Consider the following 25672-nt stretch of genomic DNA (forward strand, 5'->3'; position numbering starts at 1 on the left):
TAGCAGCAGCTTGTCGCGATGATCTAACGACCTTGCCCCGAAGCCCCGAAGCGATACTTCAGCAGCGAATATATGGCGATAGGATTGGTCAGCAGGTAACGTTTTCCGAGCCGCTTCGGCTCGAGCATGGCCCGGTAAAGCCATTCCAGCCCCATATCCTGCATCCATTGCGGCGCCCGGCTGTTCTTGCCGGCGAGGAAATCAAAAAGGCCGCCGCAGGTCTTGATAACGGCGATGCCGGAAAGCCTGTCCAGATTGCGCGAGACGAAACGCTGCTCCAGCGGTATGCCGAAGCCAACCCAGAGAATATCCGTCCCGGATGCCGCGATATCGGCGAGGATCGCCTCTTCCTCGGCCCGGCTGAAATAACCGTTGCGCCGCCCCGCAAATATGAGGCGCGGATAAAGCCTCTGCATTTCCTCGACCGCCGCACGGTTCACCTCTTCGGAACCGCCGAGGAAATAGAACCGGCTGCCCGTCTCTTCGGCGCGCTTCGCAACCGCATGAACGAGATCCGTGGTCGCAACCCGTTCTCTCAATGCCTTCGGGCAGAATTTGCGGGAAAAAATCACCAGCGACATGCCGTCCGCATGAATCTGGTCCGCCTGCCGCAGCATGGCGTCGAATTCCCTATCGTGATGGCAGAGCGCGATGACCTGACCGTTTGCCGATGTCGAATAAAACGGTCTTGCACCGGGCGCACGCGCCGTCGTCGCGCGCAGGATGAAATCCCGCGCCGTTTCGTCGATGGTCGCGTCGGTAATGGGCAACGCCGCAAGCGGAATAACCGGCCAGACCTGACCAGTCCCCTCCGCATCCGGCATCTCTCTCCCTGTCATAATCTGTCCGGTGTCCAAGATAGGCATCGTTTCATTGTTATATTCACGCTTATGCTTAGGGTATAAGGCTTCAAACACTACGAAGAACTATCATTAATATTTTTATAAATCCCCGTATGCGGCAGGCATTTTACACGCCTGAAGGTTGTGCGCCACATTTTCCGCCTATTCCGGTTTTCCAGCCGATGGGTTAAGGGACGCGGAAATCAAACCACGGAAGGGCTCCGGCCATGGAAACAATCTCGATCGACAATCGCGGCGATTTCGGCCTCTGGGCGATAGAAAGGGCGAAAGAAATCGTCGCCAACGAAGCGTCAGACCTTGCCATTTCGGTTCGCGACGGTGACGAGGCCGGCATTCGCGATGCCGGCAATGCGCTGGGCGCGGCCATCGCCGCCGCGCTGCTCGAAGTTTATGACGGTCTGATTTCGGAAGAATAAGGCGACACGCAGCCGCTTTGTCTCACCGCACCGCGACATCCGCGTGATCGTCCCGGCGAAGATAACCCCAGAGGCCAAGCGCCACGGCAATTGCGAGACCAAGGAACAGGCCGCCCATGCCGCCGGCAATCAGGAAGGTCAGCTTGCCCGGCGGCCAGCTTCTGGAATTGGGCGCAACCGGCTGAGAAATCACCCGTACATTGGTGGAATCGATCGACTGCTGTTCGGCCAGCTGGCGTGAGCGGGTGAGATAAGTCTCATAGATCGCCGCCGCCGAGCGGGCGTCACGATCGAGATCACGCAGCCGCACCTGCGCCTCATTGTCGGTAAAGACATTGGCGCGTTCCGCCACCGCTTTCAACCGCAGGGCATCGAGTGAGGAGCGCGCCTCCGCGACGTTGATCTTTGCCGCTTGAAGGATACGCCGCGCCTCATCCGCCATTCCCTGTTCCAGCATCGCCCGCTCCGCACCCGCGGTCGCAAGACGCGGATGACGCGCGCCATAGGTCAGCGTCATCGCACCGATCTGCTGTTGCAGCGTGCTGTATTGCGCGCGGATCGTATTCATCGTTTGGCTGTCGAATATGGCGTCGCTCTGGGTGCGGTTCTGCGCAATCGCCGCCTCCATCTGCTTGAGGCGCGATTCTTCCTGAATGAGGCGCTGCTGGGTCGCAAGCACCTGAGCGTTCAGCTCACCGGAAGCCAGATTGCTGACGAGCTGGCCGTTATTTTCCTGCAGGCCGTTCTCGCGGCGGAAATCGGCCACGCGCTTTTCGGCGGCGGTCACATTCTCGCGCATTTCCTCGAGCCGCTTCCTGAGATCGTCAACGACGCGTTGACTGCTGTCGGAGTTTGTCTGGAATAGCTCGCTTTCGAAGGCCTTCACGATGGCCTTGGAGACAGTCACCGATTTTTCGGCATCATTGGTCCAGACCGAAAGCGTCACGACAAAGGAGCGCGGGTCGCGTTCCGCCGCCACCCGATCGCCAAGCGAACGAAGCGCGCCGACACGGTTGTCGTCATCTTCCGGTTTCGATGAGAACATCGCCTTCAGCCGGGCGAGCGGCGGCGGGCTGATGAATTCGGCGTCCTTATCGAGCTTCAACTCGTCCACCACCCGCGCCAGCACGTTGCGCGAGGTGATGGTGCGCAGCTTGCTTTCCACCTCGAGGATTTGCGTGTCGCGCTGCTGGTTGGGCGAAAACACCCCGTCATTGACGACGTTCAGGTTGGAAGGATTGACGACGATATCCGTATAGGCCTTGTAGCGCGGCGGTGTCATAGAGGCGTAGGTCAGCGCGCCGGCAACGCAGAGAACGATTGCCAGCACGATCCAGACGATGCCCTTGCGAAGCCAGAGGATGACGTCATCCACACCGATCCTGTCGATATGTTTCAGGCCCGGCAGCGCAGCCGCCAGACTGCCGCTCGGCGAAGCCGCCTTCACCGGCGTCTCGGCCGCAGCCGGCTCGGCGACGGTCTTCGCCGGTTTCGGCTCCAGATGCTCCTTCAGCACCGTGCGCTCGAAAACTTCGTCCTCATCCACCAGATCGTCCAGCAGGGAACCATGGGTTCTCGCGGCAGGCGCCGTTTTTTCATCGAGCGGACGTGCCTGCTTATGTCCCGCCTTTTGAAGCCTGTACATCAGCCAATCCAACTCGAACGAACCACAAAAAGGCCGGCAACAGAGGGTTCCCATCGTCGCCAGAGCCGCTATCGACGGACAAGTTTAAATATGACGGGTGAATTTTAGGTTACCCGCATCAGTCCCGCCATCATCGCCTATTCGCGTCCGCGTTGAAAGGGATGATTGACTTGAATGGATCGATACGGTTCTTTCAACCGTTATATTTTTGCATTATCCATTTGACCCTCAAAGATTTTATCGAAACGGAGTTTGGAATGAGCCTGAAATTTGGAACGAGCGGCCTTCGCGGCCTCTCCGTCGATCTGAAAGGAAGAGCCTCGGCCGTTTATGCCACGGCATTTGCGAGGCACCTTCTCACATCGGGCCAGGCAAAGGCGGGCGATCCCATTCTCGTCGGCCGCGATTTCCGCGATTCGAGCCCGGATGTTTCCGCCACCTGCATCGCCGCGCTCAAAAAAGCCGGCCTGACCCCATTCGATTGCGGCACCGTGCCGACACCCGCGCTGGCGCTTTACGGCCTGTCGCTGAAGGCGGGCGCACTGATGATCACCGGTTCGCATATCCCGGCCGACCGCAACGGCATCAAGTTCTACCGCCCGGACGGTGAAATCGACAAGCAGGACGAGACGGCGATTGCCGCTCTTGCCGCCGAAATCGAAGCGGAAGGCATCAGCGACGAGGCGGCAACCGCCGAGGACCATTCCGCCACCGCAGCCGAACTTTTCTATGAGCGCAATATCGCGCTGCTGCCGGAAAAGGCGCTCTCCGGCCTCAAGATCGGCGTTTACCAGCACAGCACGGTGGCGCGCGATCTCTTTGTCGACGTGCTTGCCCATTATGGTGCGGATGTCGTTCCGCTCGGCCGCTCCGAAACCTTCATCCCTGTCGATACCGAAGCGGTCTCGCCGGAAACGCTGGCCCTTCTCAAGAAATGGGCGCCGGAACACGGTCTCGACGCCATCGTTTCCGCCGATGGCGACGGCGACCGTCCCCTGCTGACCGATGAAAACGGCGTGCCGCTGCGCGGCGACCTCATCGGCCTGATCACCGCCAATTTCCTCGGCGCCGGCGTGGTCGTCACCCCCGTCACCTCCAATTCCGGCATCGAGGCGAGCGGTTCGTTCGACGTCGTCCGCACCAAAGTCGGCTCCCCTTTCGTGATCGCGGGCATGGCTGAGGCGCTCGCCGCCGGCAAGAACGGCGTCATGGGCTTCGAGGCCAATGGCGGCCTGCTGACCGCCTCCGCCTTCACCTTGAACGGCCGGGCGCTTTCGCCGCTGCCGACGCGTGACAGCTTCCTGCCGGTTCTCGCCGTGCTGCTTCTCTCGGCAGAACAGAAAAAGCCGCTGTCGCAGATCGCCGCCGCCTATAACCTGCCGGTCGCCGCCGCCGACCGCCTGGAAAATTTCGCGCAGGAAAAGAGCGCCGCCCTGATGACGCATCTGCGCGCCTCGCGCAGCAATCTCGAGGCATTCCTCGCACCGGTCGGCACCGTGAAGGCGCTGAGCGACATCGACGGCCTGCGCGTCGCGCTCACCGATGGCAGCACCATCCATTTCCGCCCATCCGGCAACGCTCCCGAAATGCGCTGCTACGTCGAAGCCGCCAATCAGGACGAGGCCGAAACGCTTCTGAACAAGGGACTCGATCTCATCCGTAATTTTGGGTGAGAGTGGATGCCGCATACGCGATGGTGTAAGCTGCGCGCATGAAGAGAACGGACGCAATCAGGAAACTCAAGCGCCACGCCCATGCAGTGAAAAGCATGGGCGCGACGTCGCTCTATCTTTTTGGATCGACGGCCCGCGATGAGGCCCTTGCCTCCAGCGATCTGGACATCTTCATCGACTATGATCCGGGCCGCCGTTTTTCGTTGATCGATCTCGTCGGTATCAAGCAGTTTCTGGAAGAAGAATTGGCCGTGGAAGTCGACGTGACGACACGCAACAGCCTCCACCCGCTGCTCCGGAATGACATCGAGCAATCCGCCGTACGGATATTTTGATGACCAGACGCAGGGTCGGGCCGGTTCTCGCCGAAATTCTGGAGGCCATAAACGGCATTGAGACCCACACCACAGGCCTGTCACTCGCTGATTTCCAGCAAAATTGGCTCCTCAAACTCGCCGTGCAACGCGCCCTCGAAATCGTTTCCGAGGCGTCCCGTCACCTACCCGATGACTTGCTGGAGCTTACGCCGGACGTACCATGGAAACAGATTCGCGGAATCGGCAATATTCTGCGTCATGAGTACCACAAGATCGCGGATGACGTCGTTTGGGCCGTGGTCACCGAACATGTGGCGCCGCTCAAAATCGCTGTTGAGGCCATTCAACGATCCGTCGAAAGTGAAAACTGAGGACTTATCAGCGCGGTATCGCAAATGTCGCACCCCGCCCGTGCCCTGTTGCTCTTCCGGCTCCATGGAGCGATAAGGACCGGAGGGCCACAAGAGGCGGATTATGAGCGGCGAGACCATTACCCTTTATGAAGCGATAGGTGGCGATGCGACCGTCAGGGCGCTGACCCGGCGTTTCTATGAATTGATGGATACCCTGCCGGAAGCGGCGCGCTGCCGCGCCATCCATCCCGCCGATCTTTCCGGCAGCGAGGCGAAGTTCTACGATTATCTGACGGGATATCTTGGCGGACCACCCGTTTATGTCGAGAAACACGGCCATCCGATGTTGCGGCGGCGTCATTTCGTCGCCCCCATCGGCCCCGCCGAGCGGGATGAATGGCTGCTCTGCTTCCGCCGCGCCATGGACGAGGCCATCGAAAATTCAAAGCTGCGAGAGATCATCTGGGCGCCGGTCGAACGGCTGGCCTTTCACATGCAGAACCAGGAGGCGGACAGCCAATGACCACGCAGAGCGCGACCATCGCAAGCCTGCCCCGCGACAGATTGCGGGCCTTCATTCTGTTGCTGGGCGGCCTTCTGGGCGTGGCCGGCGTGATGCTCGCAGCCGCCGCCACCCATACCGGCGAAACCTATATGCTCGGCAATGCCTCGGCCATGGCGCTGGCGCATGCGCCGGTCCTGGTGGCGCTCCATATCGGCGCGGATCGCATCAGAACCGCCATTCCGGCAGGCCTGATCCTCGGCCTCGGCACGGCGATCTTTGTCGGCGATCTCGTCACCCGGCATTTTTCCGGCCACAGCCTGTTTCCCTACGCCGCACCCACGGGTGGCCTCGGCATGATTGCCGGATGGCTGGTGCTGTGCGCAGGAGCGTTTCTGAAGCCGAAGGGTTAGGCTTTAACCCTTACGCCGCGTCCAGCGAAACGAGAGGATATTGCGGCCCTCTTCGGCCGCCGCGCCGATTTCGAAGGACGGCGTTTCACCGGGCTGGCGGGTGCGCAGATAGGGAAAGGTCACGACATTGCCGCCGCTTCTGGCAAGGCGGTTGCGCCTTTCGCGTTCACCGATGATTTCATAGATATCCGTCAGGGCCGGATCGGCAGCCTGCTCGGCCATCTTGTGCAGTTCGACACGGCAGGCTTCCGCCGCCGGCTCTTCACCCTTAAAATTATTGCGCTCGTCGCTCATCGCTGGAGGTCCGTTCATTCATGGTCTGCAGCGCCCGCTCCAGACTGGATTTGCTGCCGTTGCGCAGCGGAATGAACGTCTTGCCGAATTTCTTGCAACCGGACTTCACCCGCAGACACGCATCGTGGCTGATACAGTCGATCGGGCAGAAAACGCAGTCGACGGAGGGAAGCACGGTATCGATGCGCGAGACGGCCTCACGCAGGCCGCCATCGTGATGAATGAGCTCCGCGCCGAAATTGCTGGCGATCTGGCGAAGATGCGCAACCTGACAGTCTCGGCCGCCGACATAAAGAAAGCTTTTCGGACCGGAAAGCTGCTGTTCGGCCACATCCTTTTCGGTCTGTGGCGCGCCCTTGCCCTGCTTGCCGCCGCGTTCGGCCTTCTTCTTTTCCTTACGTGCCATTCCCTCACCTGCCGGTTGATTTTTCAATGCCCCGGACGTTCGGGATGCCGGCACCATAATAAAGATGAGTTTTGGAGTAAAGTATAAAGGTGATAATTTTCCTCATGTTTTGGCATAAAGAATCGATCACATATTCGAGAGAACGGTTCCGTTCAGCCGTTTATCCGCAATCCGCCCATGAAAAGCTGCTCCAGATGCCGGGCCGCATCCTCAAAACGGCCCTCGCCGCCATTCTTCTCGCCCAGCACCGCCCGCACCTGTACATCAAAATCCGCATAATGCTGGGTGGTCGACCAGATCGAGAAAATCAGGTGATAGGGATCGCATTTAGCCATCCGCCCCGCCTTCACCCAGGCGCGGATCACCTCGGCCTTTTCATCCACCAGTTGTTTCAGCGGCCCCTTCAGCTCATCCTCGATATGCGGCGCGCCCTGCAGGATTTCATTGGCGAACAGGCGGCTTTCACGCGGGAAATCGCGCGACATTTCCAGCTTGCGACGAATATAGGAGCGAATCTCGCTTTCAGGATTGCCCTCGGCATCGAAAGCGCGCAGCGGGTCGAGCCATGTGTCCAGCACCCGCTCGATCAGCGCGCGATGCATCGCCTCCTTGGTGCGGAAATAATAAAGCACGTTCGGTTTCGACATGCCGGCCGCCTCGGCAATCTGGTCTATGGTGGAGCCGCGAAACCCGTTTGTGGAAAAAACACTGAGCGCGGCTTCAAGAATCGCTTCCTGCTTTTCTTCCTGAATGCGGGTCCGCTTCTGTGTTTTCGCTGCGCGCGGTATGGCCATTCTCAGCTCTCTGTTTCTTTTCCATGCAATTGCCGTTACAGTATGCTTAAAAAATAATCTACGCGTACAGTTTAGGCAAAATTACTGCGATTCGTCACGAAAATCCCTTGCTGACGCCACCGCGAATTTGCAATGTTTACCAGCCGGTCAATTTATCCCCCATCGCCATCACAAGGCAATGGCTGTTATCTTAACCGGCAAAAAAGGGAACGGCACAAGCTTTGCTTCGATAAAAACAAAACAGGTGAGGACGACACTTCATGGCGGCGGGTAAGAACTTGACGGTCAATGGCGACCGTCTGTGGGACAGTCTGATGGATATGGCGAAGATCGGCCCCGGCATTGCCGGCGGCAATAATCGCCGCACGCTGACGGATGAGGATGCGGAAGGCCGCAGCCTGTTCCAGCGCTGGTGCGAGGCGGCGGGCCTGACGATGGGCGTCGACCGCATGGGCACCATGTTCGCCACCCGCCCCGGCGAGGACCCGGATGCGCTTCCCGTTTATATAGGCAGCCACCTCGACACCCAGCCGACCGGCGGCAAGTTCGATGGCGTGCTCGGCGTATTGGCCGGGCTGGAGGTGGTGCGCAGCCTGAATGACTTGAACATCAAAACCAAACACCCGATCACCGTCACCAACTGGTCAAACGAGGAAGGCGCGCGCTTTGCCCCGGCCATGCTGGCCTCCGGCGTCTTCGCCGGCATTCACGATCTCGATTATGCCTATGGCCGCACCGATACCGACGGCAAGACCTATGGCGAAGAGCTGAAGCGCATCGGCTGGCTGGGCGAGGAAGAGGTGGGCGCGCGCAAAATGCACGCCTATTTCGAATATCACATCGAACAGGGGCCGATCCTTGAGGCGGAAAGCAAACAGATCGGCGTCGTCACCCATTGCCAGGGCCTACGGTGGCTGGAAGTGACGCTGACCGGCAAGGAAGCCCATACCGGCTCCACCCCGATGGCTATGCGCGTCAATGCCGGTCTGGCCGCCGCCCGCATTCTCGAAAAGGTGCAGGAGGTGGCCATGGCCCACCAGCCGGGCGCCGTCGCCGGCGTTGGCCAGATGATCTTCACACCCAATTCCCGCAACGTGCTGCCCGGCAAGGTGGTCTTCACCATCGACCTTAGAACCCCCTCACAGGCGAAACTCGACAGCATGCGCGCCATCTTCGAGCGCGAGGTGCCGCAGATCGCCGAAGAACTCGGCGTCGGCTGCTCGATCGAGGCGATCGGCCATTTCGATCCCGTCACCTTCGACCCCATTCTGGTCGGCCGCGTGCGCTCCGCTGCCGAAAAACTCGGCTACAGCCACATGGACATCATTTCCGGCGCCGGCCACGATGCCTGCTGGACGGCAAGGGTCGCCCCCTCCACCATGATCTTCTGCCCCTGCGTGGACGGGCTTTCCCACAACGAGGCCGAGGAAATTTCGCCGGAATGGGCCGCCGCCGGCTGCGACGTGCTGCTGCATGCCGTGCTGGAGACTGCGGAGATCGTGGAATGACCGCCACCATCATCAAGAACGGCACCATCGTCACCGCCGACCTCACCTACAAGGCCGATGTGAGGATCGAAGGCGGCAGGATCACCGAGATCGGGCCTGATCTGACCGGCGGCACGGTACTCGATGCCACCGGATGTTACGTCATGCCCGGCGGCATCGATCCGCATGTGCATCTGGAAATGCCTTTCATGGGCACCTATTCCGCCGATGATTTCGAGAGCGGCACGCGCGCGGCGCTTGCCGGCGGCACGACCATGGTGGTGGATTTCTGCCTGCCGGAGCCCGGCCAGTCGCTTCTTGATGCCCTGCACAGATGGGACAACAAGGCGAGGCGCGCCAATTGCGATTATTCCTTCCACATGGCCGTCACGTGGTGGGGCGAGCAGGTCTTCAACGAGATGAAGACGGTGGTGCGGGAAAAAGGCATCAACTCCTTCAAGCACTTCATGGCCTATAAGGGCGCCTTGATGGTGAATGACGACGAGATGTTCGCCTCCTTCTCGCGCTGCGCCGAACTGGGCGCCATTCCCTTCGTGCATGCGGAAAACGGCGATATCGTCGCGCAGATGCAGGAAAAACTGATGGCGGAAGGCAATGTCGGGCCGGAGGCGCATGCCTATTCCCGCCCGCCCTCGGTGGAGGGTGAGGCGACCAACCGCGCCATCATCATCGCCGATATGGCGGGCGCCCCGCTTTACGTCGTCCACACCTCCTGCGAACAGGCGCATGAAGCGATCCGCCGCGCCCGGCAAAACGGCATGCGGGTCTATGGCGAACCGCTGATCCAGCACCTGATCCTCGATGAAAGCGAATATGCCAATGCCGACTGGGATCACGCCGCCCGCCGGGTGATGTCGCCGCCCTTCCGCAACCGGCAGCATCAGGACAGCCTCTGGGCGGGTCTCGCCTCCGGCTCGCTGCAATGCGTGGCGACCGACCATTGCGCCTTCACCACCGAGCAGAAACGTTTCGGCCTTGGCGATTTCCGCAGGATTCCGAACGGCACCGGCGGGCTGGAAGATCGCATGCCGCTGCTCTGGACCCATGGCGTGGCGACCGGCCGGCTGACGATGAACGAATTCGTCGCCGTCACCTCCACCAACATCGCCAAGATCCTCAACATCTATCCGAGAAAGGGCGCGATCCTCGTCGGCAGCGATGCCGATATCGTCGTCTGGGATCCGGCGCTGGAAAAGACCATCAGTGCGGCGAGCCAGCAATCGGCCATCGATTACAACGTGTTCGAAGGGCAGAAGGTCAAAGGCCTGCCGCGCTACACCCTGTCGCGCGGTCTCGTCAGCATCGAGGAGGCCACCATCGAAACGCAGCCGGGCCATGGCCAGTTCATAGCCCGCGATCCCTATCCCGCCGTCAGCCGGGCACTTTCCACCTGGAAGGAACTCGTCGCGCCGCGCAAGGTGGAGCGCAGCGGCATCCCGGCATCGGGTGTATGACCGTGAGCGCCGGGCCGAAACGCGAAATCGTCATCGCCGCAGCCGTTCTCCTCAATGAGCGGCGGCAGATGCTTGTCGTGCGCAAGCGCGGCACCACGCAATTCATGCAGCCGGGCGGCAAGATCGATCCCGGCGAAACGCCGGAACAGGCGCTTCACCGCGAACTTGCCGAGGAAATCGGCCTGACGCTGCCCGAAAATGCCGCCCGTTATGAAGGCGTCTTTCGCGAAGAAGCCGCCAATGAGACGGGGGCCGACGTCGTCGCCCATACATTCATCGCCAGACTTCAGACAGAGGTCGCCCCGCAGGCGGAAATAGAGGAAGTGCGCTGGCTCGATCTCGACCGCCACCCCGGCATAACGATCGCCAAGCTCACGGAAACCCAAATGCTGCCGCTGGCGCGCGCGGCCCTGACGGAAAGCGAAACCAAGCCCAGATGAACCAGGCCTCACCCTATTCCGTCGTTTCCGCCAGAAATCTCAGCCTCACCTTTGAAACGGGCGATGGCCCGGTGCACGCACTCTCCAATGTCGACCTGGAGGTCGGCAAGGGCGATTTCGTCTCCTTCATCGGCCCTTCCGGCTGCGGCAAGACCACCTTTCTGCGGGTCATCGCCGATCTGGAAAAACACACATCCGGCGACATCACCGTCAATGGCACGACGCCGGAAACCGCCCGCCGGGACCGCTCCTACGGTTATGTCTTCCAGGCCGCCGCCCTTTATCCATGGCGCAGCATCGAAAAGAACATTGCGCTACCGCTCGAAATCATGGGCTATACCAAGGCCGAGCAGCGCGAGCGCATCGAGCGCACGCTCGATCTCGTCAATCTCAACGGTTTCGGCAAGAAATACCCCTGGCAGCTTTCCGGCGGCATGCAGCAGCGCGCCTCCATCGCCCGCGCTCTCGCCTTCGACGCCGACCTGCTGTTGATGGACGAGCCCTTCGGCGCACTGGACGAGATCGTGCGCGATCACCTCAACGAACAGCTTCTGAAACTCTGGGATACCACCGGCAAGACCATCTGCTTCGTCACCCATTCCATTCCCGAAGCGGTGTATCTCTCGACCAAGATCGTCGTCATGTCGCCCCGGCCGGGCCGGGTGACGGATGTGATCACATCGACCCTGCCACGGGAAAGACCGCTCGAGATTCGCGAGACACCGGAATTTCTGGCGATTGCGCACCGGGTGCGTGAGGGGCTGAAGGCGGGGCATAGCTATGAGGGGTGAGGCTGGAAAAGACGCCGTTGCGGCAAGCGTTACCCCCCTCTGCCCTGCCGGGCATCTCCCCCACAAGGGGGGAGATCGACCTGCGGCGAGGTATCGCCCATCTCGAGGCTTGAGGGCAAAACGGCGAGCGAGCCTCCTGCTGATCTCCCCCCTTGTGGGGGAGATGTCCGGCAGGACAGAGGGGGGTAAGCCGCACCCTCGGAGCAAACGTAACCCCCACCCACCGAGGGCACCGCAATGACCCTCCTCCGCCACCGCATCCTCCCCATCCTAACCGTCCTCCTCGCCATCCTCATCCTCTGGCACCTCGCCGTCATCTACCTCAACATGCCCTTCGCCCGCGACCAGGCCACCCGCGCCGGTCAAACGCCGGGCTTCTTCGAGCTCCTGCCGCAAACCTTCGCCCAGGAGCGTCCGGTTCTCCCCGCCCCGCACCAGATTGCCGCGGAACTGTGGGACACCACGGTCAACAAGGCCATCACCTCCAAGCGCAGCCTCATCTATCACGCCGGCGTTACGCTCTCGGCCACCCTGCTCGGTTTCGCCATCGGTGCGGTACTCGGCATCCTGCTTGCCGTCGCCATCGTGCATAACCGGGCCATGGACCGCTCCGTCATGCCGTGGATCATCGCCAGCCAGACGATCCCGATCCTCGCCGTCGCGCCGATGATCATCGTCGTCCTGAACTCCATCGGCATTTCCGGGCTGCTGCCGAAGGCGCTGATCTCCACCTATCTTTCCTTCTTCCCCATCGTCGTCGGCATGGTGAAGGGCCTCAGAAGTCCGGAGACGATCCAGCTCGACCTGATGCACACCTATAATGCCTCGCCCGGCCAGATATTCTGGAAGCTGCGCTGGCCCGCAGCGCTGCCCTATCTCTTCACCTCGCTGAAGATCGCCGTCGCCATTGCGCTGGTCGGCGCCATCGTCGGTGAATTGCCGACAGGCGCCGTTGCCGGGCTCGGCGCGCGTCTGCTTTCCGGTTCCTATTACGGCCAGACGGTGCAGATATGGGCGGCGCTGTTCATGGCCGCCGGTGTGGCTGCGCTGCTGGTATCCATCATCGGCATCGCCCATGCCGCCGTCCTCAAGAGAATGGGAGCCCGGCCATGACCCATCCCGGCTGGTTTTTCGGCGCGATCCTGTTCTGGCTTGCCGCCTGGGCCTTCAACGAATGGCTGGTGCGCCGCCACGTCTCCACGCCAGCGGCAAAGCGCATCGGCCGCATCGCCGTGCCGCTCCTCTTCGGGCTGGCCATCCTCGCGCTGTGGGAAGGCGTGGTGCGCGGTTTTTCCGTGCCGCCCATTCTGCTGCCGGCTCCGAGCGCCATCCTCGCACGGCTCGCCGGCTCCCTGCCGATCCTCTGGGCGGATTTCCGCCAGACCTTCATCAAATCGGTACTGACGGGTTATGTGCTCGGCTGCGGCCTCGGTTTCCTCGTCGCCATTCTCATCGACCGCTCGCCTTTCCTCCAGCGCGGCCTGCTGCCCATCGGCAATTTCGTCTCCGCTCTGCCGGTCGTCGGCATCGCTCCCATCATGGTCATGTGGTTCGGCTTCGACTGGCAGTCGAAAGTCGCCGTCGTCGTCATCATGACCTTCTTCCCCATGCTGGTGAACACGGTTCAGGGGCTTGCCGCTTCCAGCCACATGGAACGCGACCTGATGCGCACCTATGCCGCCGGCTGGTGGCAGACATTGCTGAAACTGCGCCTGCCCGCCGCCTGGCCCTTCATCTTCAACGCGTTGAAGATCAATTCCACGCTGGCGCTGATCGGCGCCATCGTCGCGGAATTCTTCGGCACGCCCATCGTCGGCATGGGTTTCCGCATCTCTGCGGAAATGGGCCGCAGCAATGTCGATATGGTCTGGGCCGAAATCGCGGTCGCCGCGCTCGCCGGCTCCGGCTTTTATGGTCTCGTGGCGCTCGCAGAGCGGGCCGTCACCTTCTGGCATCCGTCCGTCCGTGGGGGACGAACGTAATAATGAAAAAGGGAACAGCGATGAAAATGAAACTTGCATCCATGCTTCTTGCCGGCGCGTCACTCCTGACCGCATTCGGAGCGCAGGCCGCCGACAAGATCACCCTTCAACTCAAATGGGTCACCCAGGCGCAGTTCGCCGGATATTACGTCGCCAAGGACAAGGGTTTCTACGAAGCCGAAGGCCTGGATGTCGACATCAAGCCCGGCGGCCCGGACATTGCACCGGCGCAGGTTCTGGCCGGCGGCGGTGCGGACGTCATCGTCGACTGGATGCCATCCGCACTCGCCACCCGCGAAAAGGGCGTGCCGCTGGTCAATATCGCCCAGCCGTTCAAATCGTCAGGCATGATGCTGACCTGCCTGAAAGAAACCGGCATCACCAAGCCGGAGGATTTCAAGGGCAAGACGCTGGGCGTCTGGTTCTTCGGCAATGAATATCCGTTCCTGTCCTGGATGGCGCATCTGAAAATCCCGACCACCGGCGGGGCGGACGGCGTGACCGTTCTCAAACAGGGCTTCAATGTCGATCCGCTGCTGCAGAAACAGGCCGCCTGCATTTCCACCATGACCTATAATGAATATTGGCAGGTCATCGATGCCGGCATCAAGCCGGAGGAACTCGTCACCTTCAAATACGAGGCGGAAGGCGTGGCGACGCTGGAAGACGGGCTTTACGTTCTGGAAGACAAGCTGAAGGACGCCAAGTTCAAGGAAGACATGGTCAAATTCGTCCGCGCTTCCATGAAGGGCTGGAAATGGGCGGAAGAAAACCCTGACGATGCCGCCGATATCGTTCTCGAAAACGACGCCTCCGGCGCCCAGACCGAAAAACACCAGAAGCGCATGATGGGCGAAGTGGCAAAACTCACCGCCGGCTCGAAGGGTGCGCTCGACAAAGCGGACTATGACCGTACCGTCAAGACATTGCTGGGCGGCGGTTCCGATCCGGTCATCACCAAGGAACCGACAGGCGCCTACACCACCGAAATCACCGATGCGGCGCTGAAATAATCGGACCGACCGCCAAATCACCGAACGCGCGGTATTTCCGCGCGTTCGGATTCACGAAGAAAATTTAAGACCTCTCCTCCGTCATGCCGGACGAGATCCGGCATCCAGCCACGGCGCGTCTGCGCCGTTATAAGAATCTCTCGCGATCAAGGACTTGATCGCGCTGGACCCCGGATCTCGTCCGGGGTGACGGTATGCGGATGATACGTTTTGCCAAAACGCACAGATTTTGCGAAACTTTACGAACAATGCGAACATGCAGCCAGCCGGACACTCCACTGGTAACCCATTTGACGAATTACAATATCCCGACCTATACAAAAATGTATATCAACCATCGCGGCTATGCGGATTGATTTGTACGACAACAAGAATTACAGTCCCGCCCACAAGACTGCCAAATTTGATCTTGTAAAATAAGCACAGGGCAAAGGTGCTTAAGATTCGCGTTGAGGGGCGTTTGAATCGGGAGGATCGAAAAGGAAGTATTGTGATCCCTTGTTTCACATTCGCTATCGCATGACCTTTTAAAAAAGAGCCCTGGAGCTGCAGGACATGCGATCGGATATTGCGCGAGCCAAGACACATGCAGCATAAAGTCACGTTTAACCGCTTTGTATTCCTTCTTCTTTCCGCAACGGCGCTTCCCCTCTCCGCAGCCGCCGAGGGAGAGGCGCAGGCGCCGGTCAAACAGCAGAACCTGCCTTCCATCATCGTCGCCCATGCGGCAAAACGCGATCTCGTGGACCGCATCATCGCCACCGGCACGATCCGTCCCGTGGACGAGATTTACGTCCAGCCGCTGGTCGACGGCCTGTCGATCGACACGCTGAACGCCGATATCGGCGACCGGGTGGAAGCGAATGCGGTTCTGGCCGTGCTGTCCTCCGACAGCCTCGTGCTGCAAAAGAGCCAGCTTGAGGCCAACAAGGCCAAGGCCGAAGCCTCCGTCACCCAGTCGAAGGCGCAGGTGCTGGAAGCGCAGGCCAATCTCAATGACGCCCTTCGCCAGCGCGACCGCGCCGCCAAGCTCGGCCAGAGCGGCTCCGGCTCCGTGTCCGAAACGGAAAAGACCGAAGCGGCCGCTCAGGTGGCGCAGGCCCGCCTCGATGCGGCCAAACAGGCCGTTTCCGCCGGCGAAGCCGACATCAAGGTCGTCGACGCGCAGATAGACGATATCGATCTGAAGCTGACGCGCACCGGCGTGAAAACCCCGGTCGCCGGCATCGTATCCGCCAAGAACGCCAAGGTGGGCGCAATCGCCAGCGGTGCGGGCAATCCGCTGTTCACCGTCATCAAGGACGGCGCGATAGAACTCGTCGCCGATCTCTCCGAGACCGATATCCAGAAGGTCAAGGCAGGCCAGAAAGCCTATTTGACGGTTGCCGGCGGAGCTGAGAAAATAGAAGGCAAGGTGCGCCTCGTTTCACCCACCGTCGACCCGACGACGCGCCTCGGCTCCGTGCATGTGGTTCTGCCGACCGACAGCCCGGCGCGTTCCGGCATGTATGCCAGCGCGGCGATCATCGTCGAGGAGACGAATGCGCTCGCTTTGCCGCTGTCGGCCGTCACCTCCGGGCGTGAAGGCTCGACCACCCGCAAGGTGGAAGGCGACGTCGTCAAGCAGGTGAAGATCGAGACCGGCATCGAAGACGGCGGTTTTATCGAGATTGTCAGCGGTCTTGCCGCTGGAGACAAGGTTGTCGAGAAAGCTGGAGCATTCGTGCGTGATGGTGACCGGATAAGACCGGTGGAAGCCCAGACGGCTGCGTCCAACTGACTGAGGGAATGAGATGAACTTTTCCGCATGGTCAATCCGTAACCCGATTGCGCCGCTGCTCGGCTTCGCGCTTTTGATGATCCTCGGCATGCAGGCGTTCAACACCCTGCCCATCACCCGTTTTCCGAATATCGACGTTCCCGTCGTGGCCGTTACCGTGACCCAGAGCGGCGCTTCGCCGTCCGAGCTGGAAATGCAGGTGACGAAGGAGATCGAAGACGCCGTCGCCGCCATCAGCGGCGTCGACGAAATCCAGTCCACCGTGGTCGACGGACAGTCGACGACAACCGTTGTCTTCCGCATCGAAAAGCCGACGGAAGAGGCGGTTCAGGACACCAAGGACGCCATCGACAAGATCCGCAGCGATCTTCCCGCCGATATCGAAGTGCCCGTCGTCAGCAAGATCGACGTCGAGGGACAGGCGATCCAGACCTTCGCCGTCTCCTCGCCCAACATGACGCTGGAAGAACTGTCCTGGTTCGTGGATGACACGATCAAGCGTTCGCTCCAGGGCCAGTCCGGCATCGGCAAGGTCGACCGTTACGGCGGCGCTGACCGCGAAGTTCGCGTGTCGCTGAGCCCCGAAAAGCTCGACGCCTATGGCATCACCGCAACCGAGGTGAACAGCCAGCTGCGCGGCACGAACGTCGATCTCGGCTCGGGCCGAGGCCAGGTGGGCGGCAACGAACAGACCATCCGCACGCTCGGCGATACGCGCGATGTGAGCCAGCTTGCCAATACCACGATTGCGCTTTCCAACGGTCGTTTCGTCAAGCTTTCCGAACTCGGCACGGTCACCGACACCTATGAGGAGCAGAAATCCTTCTCGCGCTTCAACGGCAATCCCGCCGTCACCTTCGCGGTGTTCCGCTCCAAGGGCGCGAGCGAAGTCTCGGTCGCCGAAACCGTGGCGGCAAGCCTCGATGAGGTGCGCAAGAATCATCCGGACGTGTCGATCGAAATGGTCGATGACGCCGTTTATTTCACCTATGGTAACTACAAGGCCGCACTCGACACGCTGATCGAAGGCGCGATCCTCGCCGTCATCGTCGTCCTGCTCTTCCTGCGCAACTGGCGCGCGACCCTGATTGCCGCCGTGGCGCTGCCGCTTTCCGCGATCCCGACCTTCTGGATCATGGATATCATGGGCTTCTCGCTCAACCTCGTCAGCTTCCTCGCCCTGACGCTCGCCACGGGTATTCTCGTCGACGACGCCATCGTGGAAATCGAGAACATCGCCCGCCATATCAAGATGGGCAAGACGCCCTATCGGGCGGCGCTGGAAGCGGCGGATGAAATCGGCCTTGCCGTCATCGCCACCAGCTTCACCATCATCGCGGTCTTCGTGCCGGTGTCGTTCATGCCCGGCATTCCCGGCCAGTACTTCATCCAGTTCGGCCTCACCGTCGCCTTCTCGGTGTTCTTCTCACTCGCCGTGGCCCGCCTCATCACACCCTTGATGGCGGCCTATCTGATGCGCGCCGAAGATGCGATGGACGATCACCACGACAATGACAGCCGGTTGATGAAGGCCTATACGCGCATGGTGACCGCCACCACCCGCAAGTGGTGGGCGCGCTATCTGACGCTGCTCGGCGCCATCGGCTTCCTCGTCGCTTCCGTCATTCTGCTTGCCGGCGTTCCGGGCAGCTTCCTGCCGCCGGACGACGCCTCACGCGTGACGCTTTCGGTGGAACTGCCGCCCAATGCGACGCTCGACGAAACCGACCGCACGACGACCCAGATTTATCATGCCCTGCGTGACATCAACGGCGTCGAAAGCGTCTTCATCCTCGGCGGCGCTTCGCCCAAGGGCGATCTGGAGCTTCGCCGCGCCACCGTCAACGTCATCCTCCAGCACATCGACCATTCGCTGCTCAAGCTGGTGGTCAACAAGGGGCTGGGCTCCATCCCGCTCATCGGCCAATATCTTCCGAAGGTGGAGGAAAAGGGTCGCACACGTCCGCAATGGGATGTGGAACGGGATATTTTCGCACAGGTGCGCGGCATTCCGGATGTCCGCATCATCAAGCTGAACGACCGTGCGGAACGCGAGCTCTCCTTCAACTTCCTTTCCACCAACGAGAAGGACCTGAACGACGCCGTCGGTATTCTCGAAAGCCGCCTGCGCGCCTCGCCCATCCTTGCCAATGTCAGCTCGGAAGGTGCCCTGCCCCGCCCCGAACTGCAGATTCGCCCGCGCAAGGATGAAATCGCCCGTCTCGGCATCACGCCGCAGCAGATTTCGCAGACCGTGCGTGTCGCCACCATCGGCGATATCGACGCGCAGCTGACGAAGATTTCGCTGGATGACCGGCAGATTCCGATCCGCGTGCAGGCCTCGCTCGATACCCGCCGCGATCTCGCCACCATCCGTGCGCTGAAGATCAAGACCGCCTCCGGGTCGCTGGTGCCGCTCTATAGCGTTGCCGATATCGACTATTCGGAAGGTCCAAGCTCGATCAAGCGCAACGACCGCAACCGCGTGGTCTCCATCGGCTCCGATGTGCCCTTCGGCACGGCGCTCGATACATCAACGGCCGAGTTCAAACGCATCGTGTCGGAAACCGATCTGCCGGCAAGCGTTCGCCTTGCCGAAAGCGGCGACGCCAAGGTGCAGGGCGAAATGCAGCAGGGCTTCGTCAACGCCATGCTGCTCGGTCTGATGCTGGTGCTGGTGGTGCTCATCCTGCTGTTCAAGGATGTCATTCAGCCCTTCACCATCCTGTTCTCGCTGCCGCTCGCCATCGGCGGCGTGGCGGTCGCGCTCATCATCACGCAGAACGCGCTGTCCATGCCCGTTCTCATCGGCATCCTGATGCTGATGGGCATCGTGACGAAAAACGCCATCCTGCTGGTGGATTTCGCCATCGAAATGCGCCGTCACGGCATGGAGCGGGTGCACGCCATGGTCGAGGCCGGCCGCAAGCGCGCCCGCCCGATCATCATGACCTCCATCGCCATGTCGGCAGGCATGTTGCCCTCGGCGCTCGGCGTCGGCGAAGGCGGTTCGTTCCGCGCGCCGATGGCGATTGCGGTGATCGGCGGCATCATCGTCTCCACGGTGCTGTCCCTCATCGTGGTGCCGGCCTTCTTCCTCATCATGGACGACCTTTCGCGCCTGCTCGCCCACCTCTTCGGCCGCTTCGTCGGCAAGAAGGAAGAGGAGGAAGAGGCCCTCTCCAACGAAAAACTCTCGGAGATCGCCCGCGAAAACAGCCTGGCGCTCTCCTCGCTGGAGGCGCGTGTCGCCAGCATGGAAAAGGGCACCGGCGACAAGGCCGCGGACAAGGGCAGCAACATATTGCGGCTACCGCCGCTTGCTGCGGAGTGAAAGTTGTAGCGCCGGGCCTCGTGCCCGGCGTTTCTCTTTATGGCGCTATCTCTTCCGTCATCCTCGGGCTTGTCCCGAGGATCTGCAACCGATTGATTTTATTCGACGTGATTAGATCCTCGGGACAAGCCCGAGGATGACGTCGAGGGGATACTTACCTTCCCCAACCCGCTTCAGGCCTCGACCAAGGTTTAAACCGGACAGCAGTGGGGCTTGACCCGAGAATTCCATCGAGCCCAAGTGAATGATTCCATAGATGCTTGGGCAACACTTCCAAACAGCCGCATCCCTCCGCCGTAAAAGCGGCTTATGCCTGTTTGATCGAAATCAATTCGCTTTCCAGGTGAACTGCTAATCTCCCTCGCATCGGGAATTGCCGGTCGAAGGATAATGCGATGAGCTCTTTTCAGATAGGCGTGCGGGAACACGAACATCCCCGGTTTCGTATCGCTTCGGACAGCCCGGCAAAAGGTATGAGCGGGAGCCGGATGGACGTGAACAAGACCGTGAAGCTGAGCAACAGGGACAGGAACATTTTACTGCGTGCACCCTTGATCGGGATAGCGGATGATGCGGCGGCGTTGAAGCTGATGGAGGCGGCGACCATCACCAATGTGAACGCCCGCCATGTGCTCTTCAAGGAAGGCGAAGCGGCGCAGCATTTCTACTGCGTGCTGTCGGGTTATATCAGGCTTTACCGGCTGGACCGGCACGGGCGCGAAGCGGATGTGCGCGTCAGCGGTCCCGGCGATACCTTCAACGAATGCCTGATTTTCGGCAGTGATACCTATCGTTACAGCGCGCAGGCGGCGGAAAGCTGCACCGTGGCGCGGTTCGAACTTGCGAGAATCCGCAGTCTGATCGATCAGGAGCCGGCAATCGCCAAGGCCGTCATGCGCTGCCTGTCCAACAGCCTGCTGGCCACCATGGATTGCATCGCCAACGACCGGCTGCAGACGGCGCCGCAACGTGTCGCCCATTACCTCATCAATCAGGGCCCGCGCGACGCGACATCCTTTTCGCTGCGGCTGCCATTCCAGAAAAGCCTGCTCGCCGGCAAGCTCGGCCTCGCGCCGGAAGCGCTGTCGCGCGCCTTTTCGGCGCTGAAAAAGGCTGGCGTTACCGTGCGCGGGCGCATCGTGCAGGTCAATGACGTCGCCGCGCTGAAGCAGATCTGAAAATACCGGGAGAGGATGAAGGGCGGGATGCCATCAGGCATTCCGCCCTTCTGCATGTCCGAAATCGGAAAATCAGTCTGGCTGCGGCACGAAGCGGAAGCTGTCGCCCTGCCGCTCGACACGGAAAAATCCGCAGAGATGACCGCCGGAAACCAGCCAGCCATGATCGGCGGCCTCGGCCAGCGCCTTGAGGCGTGTTTCATAAGCAAGCGCGGAATCGATATCGTAGACGAAGCCGACGCCGGGATCTTTCACCTGCAACTCGCTGACATGCAGCACGTCGCCCCATAATAACAGCCGCTCGTCGCCATTGCCGATCAGATAACCGGTATGCCCCGGCGTATGGCCGGGCATGGCGACTGCCTCGATACCCTCGGCGACCACGCCCATGGGGATCGGCCGCAGCATCGGGCCACAAATGTCAAGCAGCCGCGCCGCAAGATCGAAACCGCCCTGCCGGGCGGGCGGCAGGCTCTTGCGCGCCTCCGCGCTGCTGAAAAAACCGAGATCGGCCTCGGGCACCCATATGTCGGCATTGGGGAAATAAGGCCGCTCGCCATCGATGAGGCCAAGCGCATGGTCGCCATGAATATGGGTGAGGATGACACGCGTCACATCGGCCGGCTGGATTCCGGCAGCGATCATCGCCGCGCGGGCATGGCCATAGGCTGCCCCCCAGGCAGTGCCGCAACCGGCATCGATCAGCCAGATGCCGTCAGGGCCGGACAGCGCGAAGCAGTTGACGTCCATGTCCACCGTTTCGCCCCGATGGCCGGCAAGGGCCGCAGCCAGCGCTTCGGCGCCCTGACCGTGGATGAGATGGCCGACCGGCGCCTTGTAGACACCGTCGACAAAACGGGAAATCTCGTAAGCGCCGAAACGGCGGGAGATAGCCATATTTCAGAGACCGCCCTGCTCTTTCAGAAAACCGACGATGCGATCCACGCCGTCGCCGCGTTTCATATCGGTGAAGACGAAGGGCATGGCGTTGCGCATGCGGGTCGCATCGCTGTCCATGACGGTGAGGTCAGCACCGACATAGGGCGCAAGGTCCTTCTTGTTGATAACCAGCAGGTCCGAGCGGGTGATGCCCGGCCCGCCCTTGCGCGGAATTTCCTCACCCTGGCAGACGGAGATGACGTAGATGGTGATATCGGCAAGGTCGGGCGAAAAGGTCGCAGCGAGATTGTCGCCGCCGGATTCGATGAAGACCACATCGAGATCGGGAAAGCGCGCATTGAGCCCGGCAATCGCCTGCAGATTGATCGTCGCATCCTCACGAATGGCCGTATGCGGGCAACCGCCCGTCTCGACCCCGACGATACGCTCGGACGGCAGCGCCTGCATGCGCACCAGCGCCTCGGCATCTTCCTTGGTGTAGATATCGTTGGTGACGACCGCGACGGAATAATCCGCGCTCATCGCCTTGCAGAGCTTTTCCGTCAGCGCCGTCTTGCCAGAACCGACCGGCCCGCCAATACCGACGCGCAGCGGCCCATTACCCGATTTCATCACTCTGTTCCCTTCGACATGCTTTGGTCTTGTTTCACCATAGTCCCTCAACGGGACGCTTCAAGATATGCAAGGATCGTGCCGCCCTTTCAGGACCGGAAAAGCCGGGTGCCCTGCGTTTCATGGCGCATGGCCGCCGTATCGGCGATGATCGTCGCGCTGCCGAGATCGTCGAGCGTGGATTGCATCGCCCGCGCCGCCATCGCCGCGATGATCGCCTCGCTTGCGGCCAGAATGGTAACACCATCCTTCTGTCCCGCGACCCCGAGGCGGATGCCCGCTGAAACGATCTGCGAAGCGCCGGCATGCAAAAAGGCGGCAATCGTTTCCCTGAGCGGCACCGCATGACCGGCGGCAACCGCCCCGACGGCGATGGGATAGGGAACGTCTTTCGGCAGCAGGTCCAGAACCGCATGCGGCCATGCCCCGGCGGCGGCAACGAAGGCATCGCCCAGAAGCACCGTCTCGCGGTATCGCTCCGCCGAACCGGCCAGCGCCCGCGCCAGATCGGCCGTTTCGCTCAACACGACGGCGTCCCCGACGCTACGCCAGGCATGCGCCAGAAACACCGCATCGTTCCACAGGCTGCCGTGGCGCAGCAGCGTTTCGAGCCAGCCGCGCAGGCCCGTCGCATCACCAACGCGCCGATCCTCCACCGCCTTTTCAAGCCCGCCGGAATAAGAAAAACCACCGACGGGAAAAGCCGGCGACAACCAGGCCATGAGCCGCAGCAGCGCGGCGACGCCGCGATCTTCACTCACGGCTCAGCCGTGATCGTGATGGTGATGCCCGTGGTCATGCCCATGGGAATGGCCGCCATGGGCGTGGTAAGCGCCGCGCGCCGGCTGGAATGGCTCTTCCACCTCACGCACGGTGGCGCCCAGACCTTCCAGCATGGCGCGAATGACATGGTCGCGCAGGATGAGAATACGCTCTTCCTCAATCTGCGCGGAAAGATGCCGGTTGCCCAGATGCCAGGCGAGCTCGATCAGGTGAAGCCGATCCTTCGCCTTGATTTCGAACAGCTTTTCATCCGCCGCACGGACCTCGATCAGGTCGCCGTTCTCCACCACCAGAAGATCGCCATGGGCAAACAGCACGGCTTCCTTCAGGTCCAGCATCACCATCTCGTCATTTTGCAGATGCAGCAGCTTGCGGCGCAGATGCCGCTGGTCATGCGCCAGGGTGACATAACCGGAAGCTTCGTCGGCAGGGGTTCCGGCCGGATGATAGGAGGTGACGCGCAGCATGGGATGATCCGTTTCAGAAACAGTCTTGGGGGTCTGATTTTTGCCGGATAGGCGGGGTGATTTCAAGGCGCGATTTCCGGACATGCTCACAGCCGAAACGAAAAAAGCCCGGCATTGCGGCCGGGCCTTCGCAAAAATCTTAAAACCGAAATCAGGCGGCAGCGCGTGCCTTCAGGTTTTCCAGAATGTTCTGCGGCGCGGAAACGCCATAGGGGTCGGATTCGCAATTGTCCGAATAGCCCTCTTCCTCGAACCACTGCTCGACGACGCCATCGTTGACGACGGCGGCGTAACGCCAGGAGCGCATGCCGAAACCGAGATTGTCCTTGGCGACCAGCATGCCCATCTTGCGGGTGAACTCACCCGAACCATCCGGAATGACCTTGACGTTTTCGAGGTTCTGGCCCTTTGCCCAGGCATTCATGACGAAGGCGTCATTGACCGACAGGCAATAGATGTCATCGACGCCGAGCGCGCGGAACTCACCCGCCAGCTTTTCGAAATCGGGAAGCTGGTAGGTCGAGCATGTCGGCGTGAAGGCGCCGGGCAGCGAAAACAGAACGACCTTCTTGCCCTTGAAATAATCGTCGGAGGTCATGTCCTGCCAACGGAACGGGTTGGGGCCACCGACGGCCTCATCGCGAACGCGCGTGCGGAAGGTTACGGCGGGCACTTTTTTGCCGAGCATGTCTTGTCTCCTGTTCTGGCGTTTTGCGAGGATCGCTTGGGATCGATCCGCGCGGAATTCTTTTGCCGTTTCCATAGCGCAAGACGCGCTGCGGTGCAGCATAAAAATCCCGATTTCAAAGGAGATTCAAACAGGGCATGCACTACCTGGTGCAACTATAAAGTACAGTTTACAAAAATGCACTTTTAAGTAATATTCCGCCACCCAACGGGAGACACTGAAATTGATTTTGAAAGATCGCGTACTCAATCATCTCGACAGTACCCTCAGAGCCTATTTCGACTATAGCGACGGCCCGCAATGCTCCAATCTGCGTGGCTTCGTCGCAGGGCTGGTCACGGATGTCTGCGAAAAGATGGATGGAGACTTGCTGCGGAAGGTCGCGGAAAAGGTAGACGGCAAGAGTTTCGCCGAATGGCGGTCATGGTACATCGATGAAGTCGTGACTTTGCAGGCCAGTGCGGTGGGCGCATTCGCCCATCGCATCATTGACGTGGAAACGCTCAGCCCCTCGGCGCGCAGCAGAAAAGTGCCCTGCGAGCTTGGCTACAGACATGCGGATGAATTCATCGCCTGCTGGGAGGAGACCTATGCAAAGCGGCAAGCGGAGAAGGAAAAGCTGCCTTCATCGAAAAAATTTCAGGACAAGCGCAACAGCCACACGGAGCCGCCTTACCTGATGAAAGATATCCTGGGGCTGTCCTGGTGGCGCAAGCGGTCAAAATGAACGACGGCAACAAGGAATCGACCAAGGAAATGCTTGCGGTTTTCCGCATCATCGCCAGCGCCGGGCTTTCGCTGATCCTCCTTCTGGTCACTTTCAAGAACAGGACGCCGGACCTTTCCAATTGGCTGGTTTACCCAGCCGTCCTGTTTTTCAGCGCCTCTTTGCTGTTCTGCCTCTACCTGTTTCTGCAAGCCATAACCCTGCTTGCGGGCGAGGCGGACGCCATCATCGATCAGCCGAGGATCAAAGTCCCCGCAATGGCGGCCATGGGGCTATTCATGGCCGGCGTTGTAAGCCTGCTGACCGCGCTCATGTGCATCTGAGCGCGGAGCAGCCGTT

General features: G+C 60.7%; 27 protein-coding genes and 1 pseudogene. 18 read left to right on the top strand and 10 right to left on the bottom strand.

The genetic code is table 11. The features are described 5' to 3' along the window. Positions 1 to 23 precede the first annotated feature (23 nt). Positions 24 to 824 (bottom strand): polysaccharide biosynthesis UDP-hexose transferase UppL, encoded by an 801-nt coding sequence (gene uppL, locus ACQZ5G_RS14920; protein ID WP_448737050.1) that lies wholly within the window; start codon positions 822 to 824, stop codon positions 24 to 26. Between the two features lie 245 nt (positions 825 to 1069). On the opposite strand from uppL, the gene ACQZ5G_RS14925 reads away from it, so the two are divergent. After that, on the top strand, positions 1070 to 1279 hold the full coding sequence (locus ACQZ5G_RS14925; RefSeq protein ID WP_003509414.1) for a hypothetical protein: 210 nt from the start codon (positions 1070 to 1072) through the stop codon (positions 1277 to 1279). Positions 1280 to 1301: 22 nt separating this feature from the next. Here the strand turns inward: ACQZ5G_RS14925 and uppM are convergent, their stop codons facing one another. Then, positions 1302 to 2924 (bottom strand): polysaccharide biosynthesis protein UppM, encoded by a 1623-nt coding sequence (gene uppM / locus ACQZ5G_RS14930; RefSeq protein ID WP_448736470.1) that lies wholly within the window; start codon positions 2922 to 2924, stop codon positions 1302 to 1304. Between the two features lie 257 nt (positions 2925 to 3181). Between uppM and uppO the strand changes: the two genes are divergently transcribed. The 5 genes from uppO to ACQZ5G_RS14955 all read left to right on the top strand — a co-directional run bounded on the left by uppO (position 3182) and on the right by ACQZ5G_RS14955 (position 6182). Next, positions 3182 to 4597: a polysaccharide biosynthesis phosphomannomutase UppO gene (gene uppO, locus ACQZ5G_RS14935; protein ID WP_448736469.1), complete on the top strand. Its 1416-nt coding sequence runs from the start codon at positions 3182 to 3184 to the stop codon at positions 4595 to 4597. Positions 4598 to 4635: 38 nt separating this feature from the next. Then, positions 4636 to 4932, top strand: a complete 297-nt coding sequence (locus ACQZ5G_RS14940) for a nucleotidyltransferase family protein (protein WP_003520575.1) — start codon at positions 4636 to 4638, stop codon at positions 4930 to 4932. Beyond that, a complete protein-coding gene (locus tag ACQZ5G_RS14945; protein ID WP_448736468.1) occupies positions 4932 to 5285 on the top strand; it encodes a HepT-like ribonuclease domain-containing protein in 354 nt (117 codons plus the stop codon). The genes ACQZ5G_RS14940 and ACQZ5G_RS14945 overlap by 1 nt, the downstream gene beginning before the upstream one ends. 103 nt (positions 5286 to 5388) lie before the next feature. Next, complete coding sequence (locus ACQZ5G_RS14950; RefSeq protein ID WP_448736467.1) at positions 5389 to 5790, top strand: globin domain-containing protein; 402 nt, start codon at positions 5389 to 5391, stop codon at positions 5788 to 5790. Then, positions 5787 to 6182 carry a DUF423 domain-containing protein gene (locus ACQZ5G_RS14955; RefSeq protein WP_164865516.1) on the top strand — a complete coding sequence of 132 codons (396 nt, stop codon included), beginning with the start codon at positions 5787 to 5789 and terminating at the stop codon, positions 6180 to 6182. Before ACQZ5G_RS14950 ends, ACQZ5G_RS14955 begins: the two co-directional genes overlap by 4 nt. A 3-nt stretch (positions 6183 to 6185) precedes the next feature. On the opposite strand, the gene ACQZ5G_RS14960 is transcribed toward ACQZ5G_RS14955, so the two are convergent. From ACQZ5G_RS14960 to rutR, 3 genes and pseudogenes are all read right to left on the bottom strand, one after another. Next, positions 6186 to 6476 carry a hypothetical protein gene (locus tag ACQZ5G_RS14960; RefSeq protein WP_020813661.1) on the bottom strand — a complete coding sequence of 97 codons (291 nt, stop codon included), beginning with the start codon at positions 6474 to 6476 and terminating at the stop codon, positions 6186 to 6188. Next, positions 6457 to 6780, bottom strand: a pseudogene (locus tag ACQZ5G_RS14965) (DUF2325 domain-containing protein); the annotation flags it as partial. The gene ACQZ5G_RS14960 and the pseudogene ACQZ5G_RS14965, both read right to left, overlap by 20 nt. Before the next feature lie 254 nt (positions 6781 to 7034). Next, positions 7035 to 7676 (bottom strand): HTH-type transcriptional regulator RutR, encoded by a 642-nt coding sequence (gene rutR / locus ACQZ5G_RS14970; RefSeq protein ID WP_003520582.1) that lies wholly within the window; start codon positions 7674 to 7676, stop codon positions 7035 to 7037. Positions 7677 to 7936: 260 nt separating this feature from the next. Here rutR and ACQZ5G_RS14975 point away from each other — a divergent pair, with 260 nt between their 5' ends. The 10 genes from ACQZ5G_RS14975 to ACQZ5G_RS15020 all read left to right on the top strand — a co-directional run bounded on the left by ACQZ5G_RS14975 (position 7937) and on the right by ACQZ5G_RS15020 (position 21156). Continuing rightward, complete coding sequence (locus ACQZ5G_RS14975) at positions 7937 to 9184, top strand: Zn-dependent hydrolase (protein ID WP_448736466.1); 1248 nt, start codon at positions 7937 to 7939, stop codon at positions 9182 to 9184. Continuing rightward, positions 9181 to 10638: a dihydropyrimidinase gene (gene hydA / locus ACQZ5G_RS14980; protein ID WP_448736465.1), complete on the top strand. Its 1458-nt coding sequence runs from the start codon at positions 9181 to 9183 to the stop codon at positions 10636 to 10638. Before ACQZ5G_RS14975 ends, hydA begins: the two co-directional genes overlap by 4 nt. After that, positions 10635 to 11078: an NUDIX hydrolase gene (locus ACQZ5G_RS14985; protein ID WP_448736464.1), complete on the top strand. Its 444-nt coding sequence runs from the start codon at positions 10635 to 10637 to the stop codon at positions 11076 to 11078. Before hydA ends, ACQZ5G_RS14985 begins: the two co-directional genes overlap by 4 nt. Continuing rightward, the gene (locus tag ACQZ5G_RS14990; protein WP_448736463.1) at positions 11075 to 11869 is read left to right on the top strand and encodes an ABC transporter ATP-binding protein; all 795 of its coding nucleotides are present in this window, start codon (positions 11075 to 11077) and stop codon (positions 11867 to 11869) included. The genes ACQZ5G_RS14985 and ACQZ5G_RS14990 overlap by 4 nt, the downstream gene beginning before the upstream one ends. Positions 11870 to 12106: 237 nt before the next feature. After that, positions 12107 to 12982, top strand: coding sequence for an ABC transporter permease (locus tag ACQZ5G_RS14995; protein WP_078051698.1), 876 nt, complete (start codon positions 12107 to 12109; stop codon positions 12980 to 12982). Beyond that, positions 12979 to 13851 (top strand): ABC transporter permease, encoded by an 873-nt coding sequence (locus ACQZ5G_RS15000; RefSeq protein WP_448736462.1) that lies wholly within the window; start codon positions 12979 to 12981, stop codon positions 13849 to 13851. The genes ACQZ5G_RS14995 and ACQZ5G_RS15000 overlap by 4 nt, the downstream gene beginning before the upstream one ends. Before the next feature lie 20 nt (positions 13852 to 13871). After that, on the top strand, positions 13872 to 14864 hold the full coding sequence (locus ACQZ5G_RS15005; RefSeq protein WP_020813653.1) for an ABC transporter substrate-binding protein: 993 nt from the start codon (positions 13872 to 13874) through the stop codon (positions 14862 to 14864). A gap of 586 nt (positions 14865 to 15450) precedes the next feature. After that, on the top strand, positions 15451 to 16644 hold the full coding sequence (locus ACQZ5G_RS15010; RefSeq protein ID WP_003520590.1) for an efflux RND transporter periplasmic adaptor subunit: 1194 nt from the start codon (positions 15451 to 15453) through the stop codon (positions 16642 to 16644). A 13-nt stretch (positions 16645 to 16657) separates the two neighbouring features. Further along, positions 16658 to 19978, top strand: coding sequence for an efflux RND transporter permease subunit (locus tag ACQZ5G_RS15015; RefSeq protein ID WP_003520591.1), 3321 nt, complete (start codon positions 16658 to 16660; stop codon positions 19976 to 19978). Positions 19979 to 20466: 488 nt separating this feature from the next. Beyond that, complete coding sequence (locus tag ACQZ5G_RS15020; protein ID WP_003520592.1) at positions 20467 to 21156, top strand: Crp/Fnr family transcriptional regulator; 690 nt, start codon at positions 20467 to 20469, stop codon at positions 21154 to 21156. 72 nt (positions 21157 to 21228) lie between these two features. On the opposite strand, the gene aidB is transcribed toward ACQZ5G_RS15020, so the two are convergent. The 5 genes from aidB to ACQZ5G_RS15045 all read right to left on the bottom strand — a co-directional run bounded on the left by aidB (position 21229) and on the right by ACQZ5G_RS15045 (position 24606). Next, positions 21229 to 22053 carry an AidB family quorum-quenching N-acyl homoserine lactonase gene (gene aidB / locus ACQZ5G_RS15025; RefSeq protein WP_003520593.1) on the bottom strand — a complete coding sequence of 275 codons (825 nt, stop codon included), beginning with the start codon at positions 22051 to 22053 and terminating at the stop codon, positions 21229 to 21231. A gap of 3 nt (positions 22054 to 22056) precedes the next feature. Continuing rightward, on the bottom strand, positions 22057 to 22668 hold the full coding sequence (gene ureG, locus ACQZ5G_RS15030; protein WP_003520595.1) for an urease accessory protein UreG: 612 nt from the start codon (positions 22666 to 22668) through the stop codon (positions 22057 to 22059). Between the two features lie 89 nt (positions 22669 to 22757). Further along, positions 22758 to 23429 (bottom strand): urease accessory protein UreF, encoded by a 672-nt coding sequence (locus tag ACQZ5G_RS15035; RefSeq protein WP_003520596.1) that lies wholly within the window; start codon positions 23427 to 23429, stop codon positions 22758 to 22760. Between the two features lie 3 nt (positions 23430 to 23432). Continuing rightward, positions 23433 to 23918, bottom strand: coding sequence for an urease accessory protein UreE (gene ureE, locus ACQZ5G_RS15040; RefSeq protein ID WP_003520598.1), 486 nt, complete (start codon positions 23916 to 23918; stop codon positions 23433 to 23435). Positions 23919 to 24069: 151 nt separating this feature from the next. Continuing rightward, positions 24070 to 24606 (bottom strand): peroxiredoxin, encoded by a 537-nt coding sequence (locus tag ACQZ5G_RS15045; protein ID WP_003520599.1) that lies wholly within the window; start codon positions 24604 to 24606, stop codon positions 24070 to 24072. Positions 24607 to 24829: 223 nt separating this feature from the next. Between ACQZ5G_RS15045 and ACQZ5G_RS15050 the strand changes: the two genes are divergently transcribed. After that, positions 24830 to 25333, top strand: coding sequence for a hypothetical protein (locus ACQZ5G_RS15050; protein WP_003520600.1), 504 nt, complete (start codon positions 24830 to 24832; stop codon positions 25331 to 25333). After that, on the top strand, positions 25330 to 25656 hold the full coding sequence (locus tag ACQZ5G_RS15055; RefSeq protein ID WP_448736461.1) for a hypothetical protein: 327 nt from the start codon (positions 25330 to 25332) through the stop codon (positions 25654 to 25656). Before ACQZ5G_RS15050 ends, ACQZ5G_RS15055 begins: the two co-directional genes overlap by 4 nt. The last annotated feature ends 16 nt before the right edge of the window (positions 25657 to 25672 follow it).

This window comes from Agrobacterium sp. 22-214-1 (assembly GCF_053522465.1).

What these genes read in the sequence shown, in the direction of transcription:
- uppL (WP_448737050.1), bottom strand. Translation starts at nt 824, where the DNA reads ATGCCGGATGCGGAGGGGACTGGTCAGGTCTGGCCGGTTATTCCGCTT.
- ACQZ5G_RS14925 (WP_003509414.1), top strand. Translation starts at nt 1,070, where the DNA reads ATGGAAACAATCTCGATCGACAATCGCGGCGATTTCGGCCTCTGGGCG.
- uppM (WP_448736470.1), bottom strand. Translation starts at nt 2,924, where the DNA reads ATGTACAGGCTTCAAAAGGCGGGACATAAGCAGGCACGTCCGCTCGAT.
- uppO (WP_448736469.1), top strand. Translation starts at nt 3,182, where the DNA reads ATGAGCCTGAAATTTGGAACGAGCGGCCTTCGCGGCCTCTCCGTCGAT.
- ACQZ5G_RS14940 (WP_003520575.1), top strand. Translation starts at nt 4,636, where the DNA reads ATGAAGAGAACGGACGCAATCAGGAAACTCAAGCGCCACGCCCATGCA.
- ACQZ5G_RS14945 (WP_448736468.1), top strand. Translation starts at nt 4,932, where the DNA reads ATGACCAGACGCAGGGTCGGGCCGGTTCTCGCCGAAATTCTGGAGGCC.
- ACQZ5G_RS14950 (WP_448736467.1), top strand. Translation starts at nt 5,389, where the DNA reads ATGAGCGGCGAGACCATTACCCTTTATGAAGCGATAGGTGGCGATGCG.
- ACQZ5G_RS14955 (WP_164865516.1), top strand. Translation starts at nt 5,787, where the DNA reads ATGACCACGCAGAGCGCGACCATCGCAAGCCTGCCCCGCGACAGATTG.
- ACQZ5G_RS14960 (WP_020813661.1), bottom strand. Translation starts at nt 6,476, where the DNA reads ATGAGCGACGAGCGCAATAATTTTAAGGGTGAAGAGCCGGCGGCGGAA.
- rutR (WP_003520582.1), bottom strand. Translation starts at nt 7,676, where the DNA reads ATGGCCATACCGCGCGCAGCGAAAACACAGAAGCGGACCCGCATTCAG.
- ACQZ5G_RS14975 (WP_448736466.1), top strand. Translation starts at nt 7,937, where the DNA reads ATGGCGGCGGGTAAGAACTTGACGGTCAATGGCGACCGTCTGTGGGAC.
- hydA (WP_448736465.1), top strand. Translation starts at nt 9,181, where the DNA reads ATGACCGCCACCATCATCAAGAACGGCACCATCGTCACCGCCGACCTC.
- ACQZ5G_RS14985 (WP_448736464.1), top strand. Translation starts at nt 10,635, where the DNA reads ATGACCGTGAGCGCCGGGCCGAAACGCGAAATCGTCATCGCCGCAGCC.
- ACQZ5G_RS14990 (WP_448736463.1), top strand. Translation starts at nt 11,075, where the DNA reads ATGAACCAGGCCTCACCCTATTCCGTCGTTTCCGCCAGAAATCTCAGC.
- ACQZ5G_RS14995 (WP_078051698.1), top strand. Translation starts at nt 12,107, where the DNA reads ATGACCCTCCTCCGCCACCGCATCCTCCCCATCCTAACCGTCCTCCTC.
- ACQZ5G_RS15000 (WP_448736462.1), top strand. Translation starts at nt 12,979, where the DNA reads ATGACCCATCCCGGCTGGTTTTTCGGCGCGATCCTGTTCTGGCTTGCC.
- ACQZ5G_RS15005 (WP_020813653.1), top strand. Translation starts at nt 13,872, where the DNA reads ATGAAAATGAAACTTGCATCCATGCTTCTTGCCGGCGCGTCACTCCTG.
- ACQZ5G_RS15010 (WP_003520590.1), top strand. Translation starts at nt 15,451, where the DNA reads ATGCAGCATAAAGTCACGTTTAACCGCTTTGTATTCCTTCTTCTTTCC.
- ACQZ5G_RS15015 (WP_003520591.1), top strand. Translation starts at nt 16,658, where the DNA reads ATGAACTTTTCCGCATGGTCAATCCGTAACCCGATTGCGCCGCTGCTC.
- ACQZ5G_RS15020 (WP_003520592.1), top strand. Translation starts at nt 20,467, where the DNA reads ATGGACGTGAACAAGACCGTGAAGCTGAGCAACAGGGACAGGAACATT.
- aidB (WP_003520593.1), bottom strand. Translation starts at nt 22,053, where the DNA reads ATGGCTATCTCCCGCCGTTTCGGCGCTTACGAGATTTCCCGTTTTGTC.
- ureG (WP_003520595.1), bottom strand. Translation starts at nt 22,668, where the DNA reads ATGAAATCGGGTAATGGGCCGCTGCGCGTCGGTATTGGCGGGCCGGTC.
- ureE (WP_003520598.1), bottom strand. Translation starts at nt 23,918, where the DNA reads ATGCTGCGCGTCACCTCCTATCATCCGGCCGGAACCCCTGCCGACGAA.
- ACQZ5G_RS15045 (WP_003520599.1), bottom strand. Translation starts at nt 24,606, where the DNA reads ATGCTCGGCAAAAAAGTGCCCGCCGTAACCTTCCGCACGCGCGTTCGC.
- ACQZ5G_RS15055 (WP_448736461.1), top strand. Translation starts at nt 25,330, where the DNA reads ATGAACGACGGCAACAAGGAATCGACCAAGGAAATGCTTGCGGTTTTC.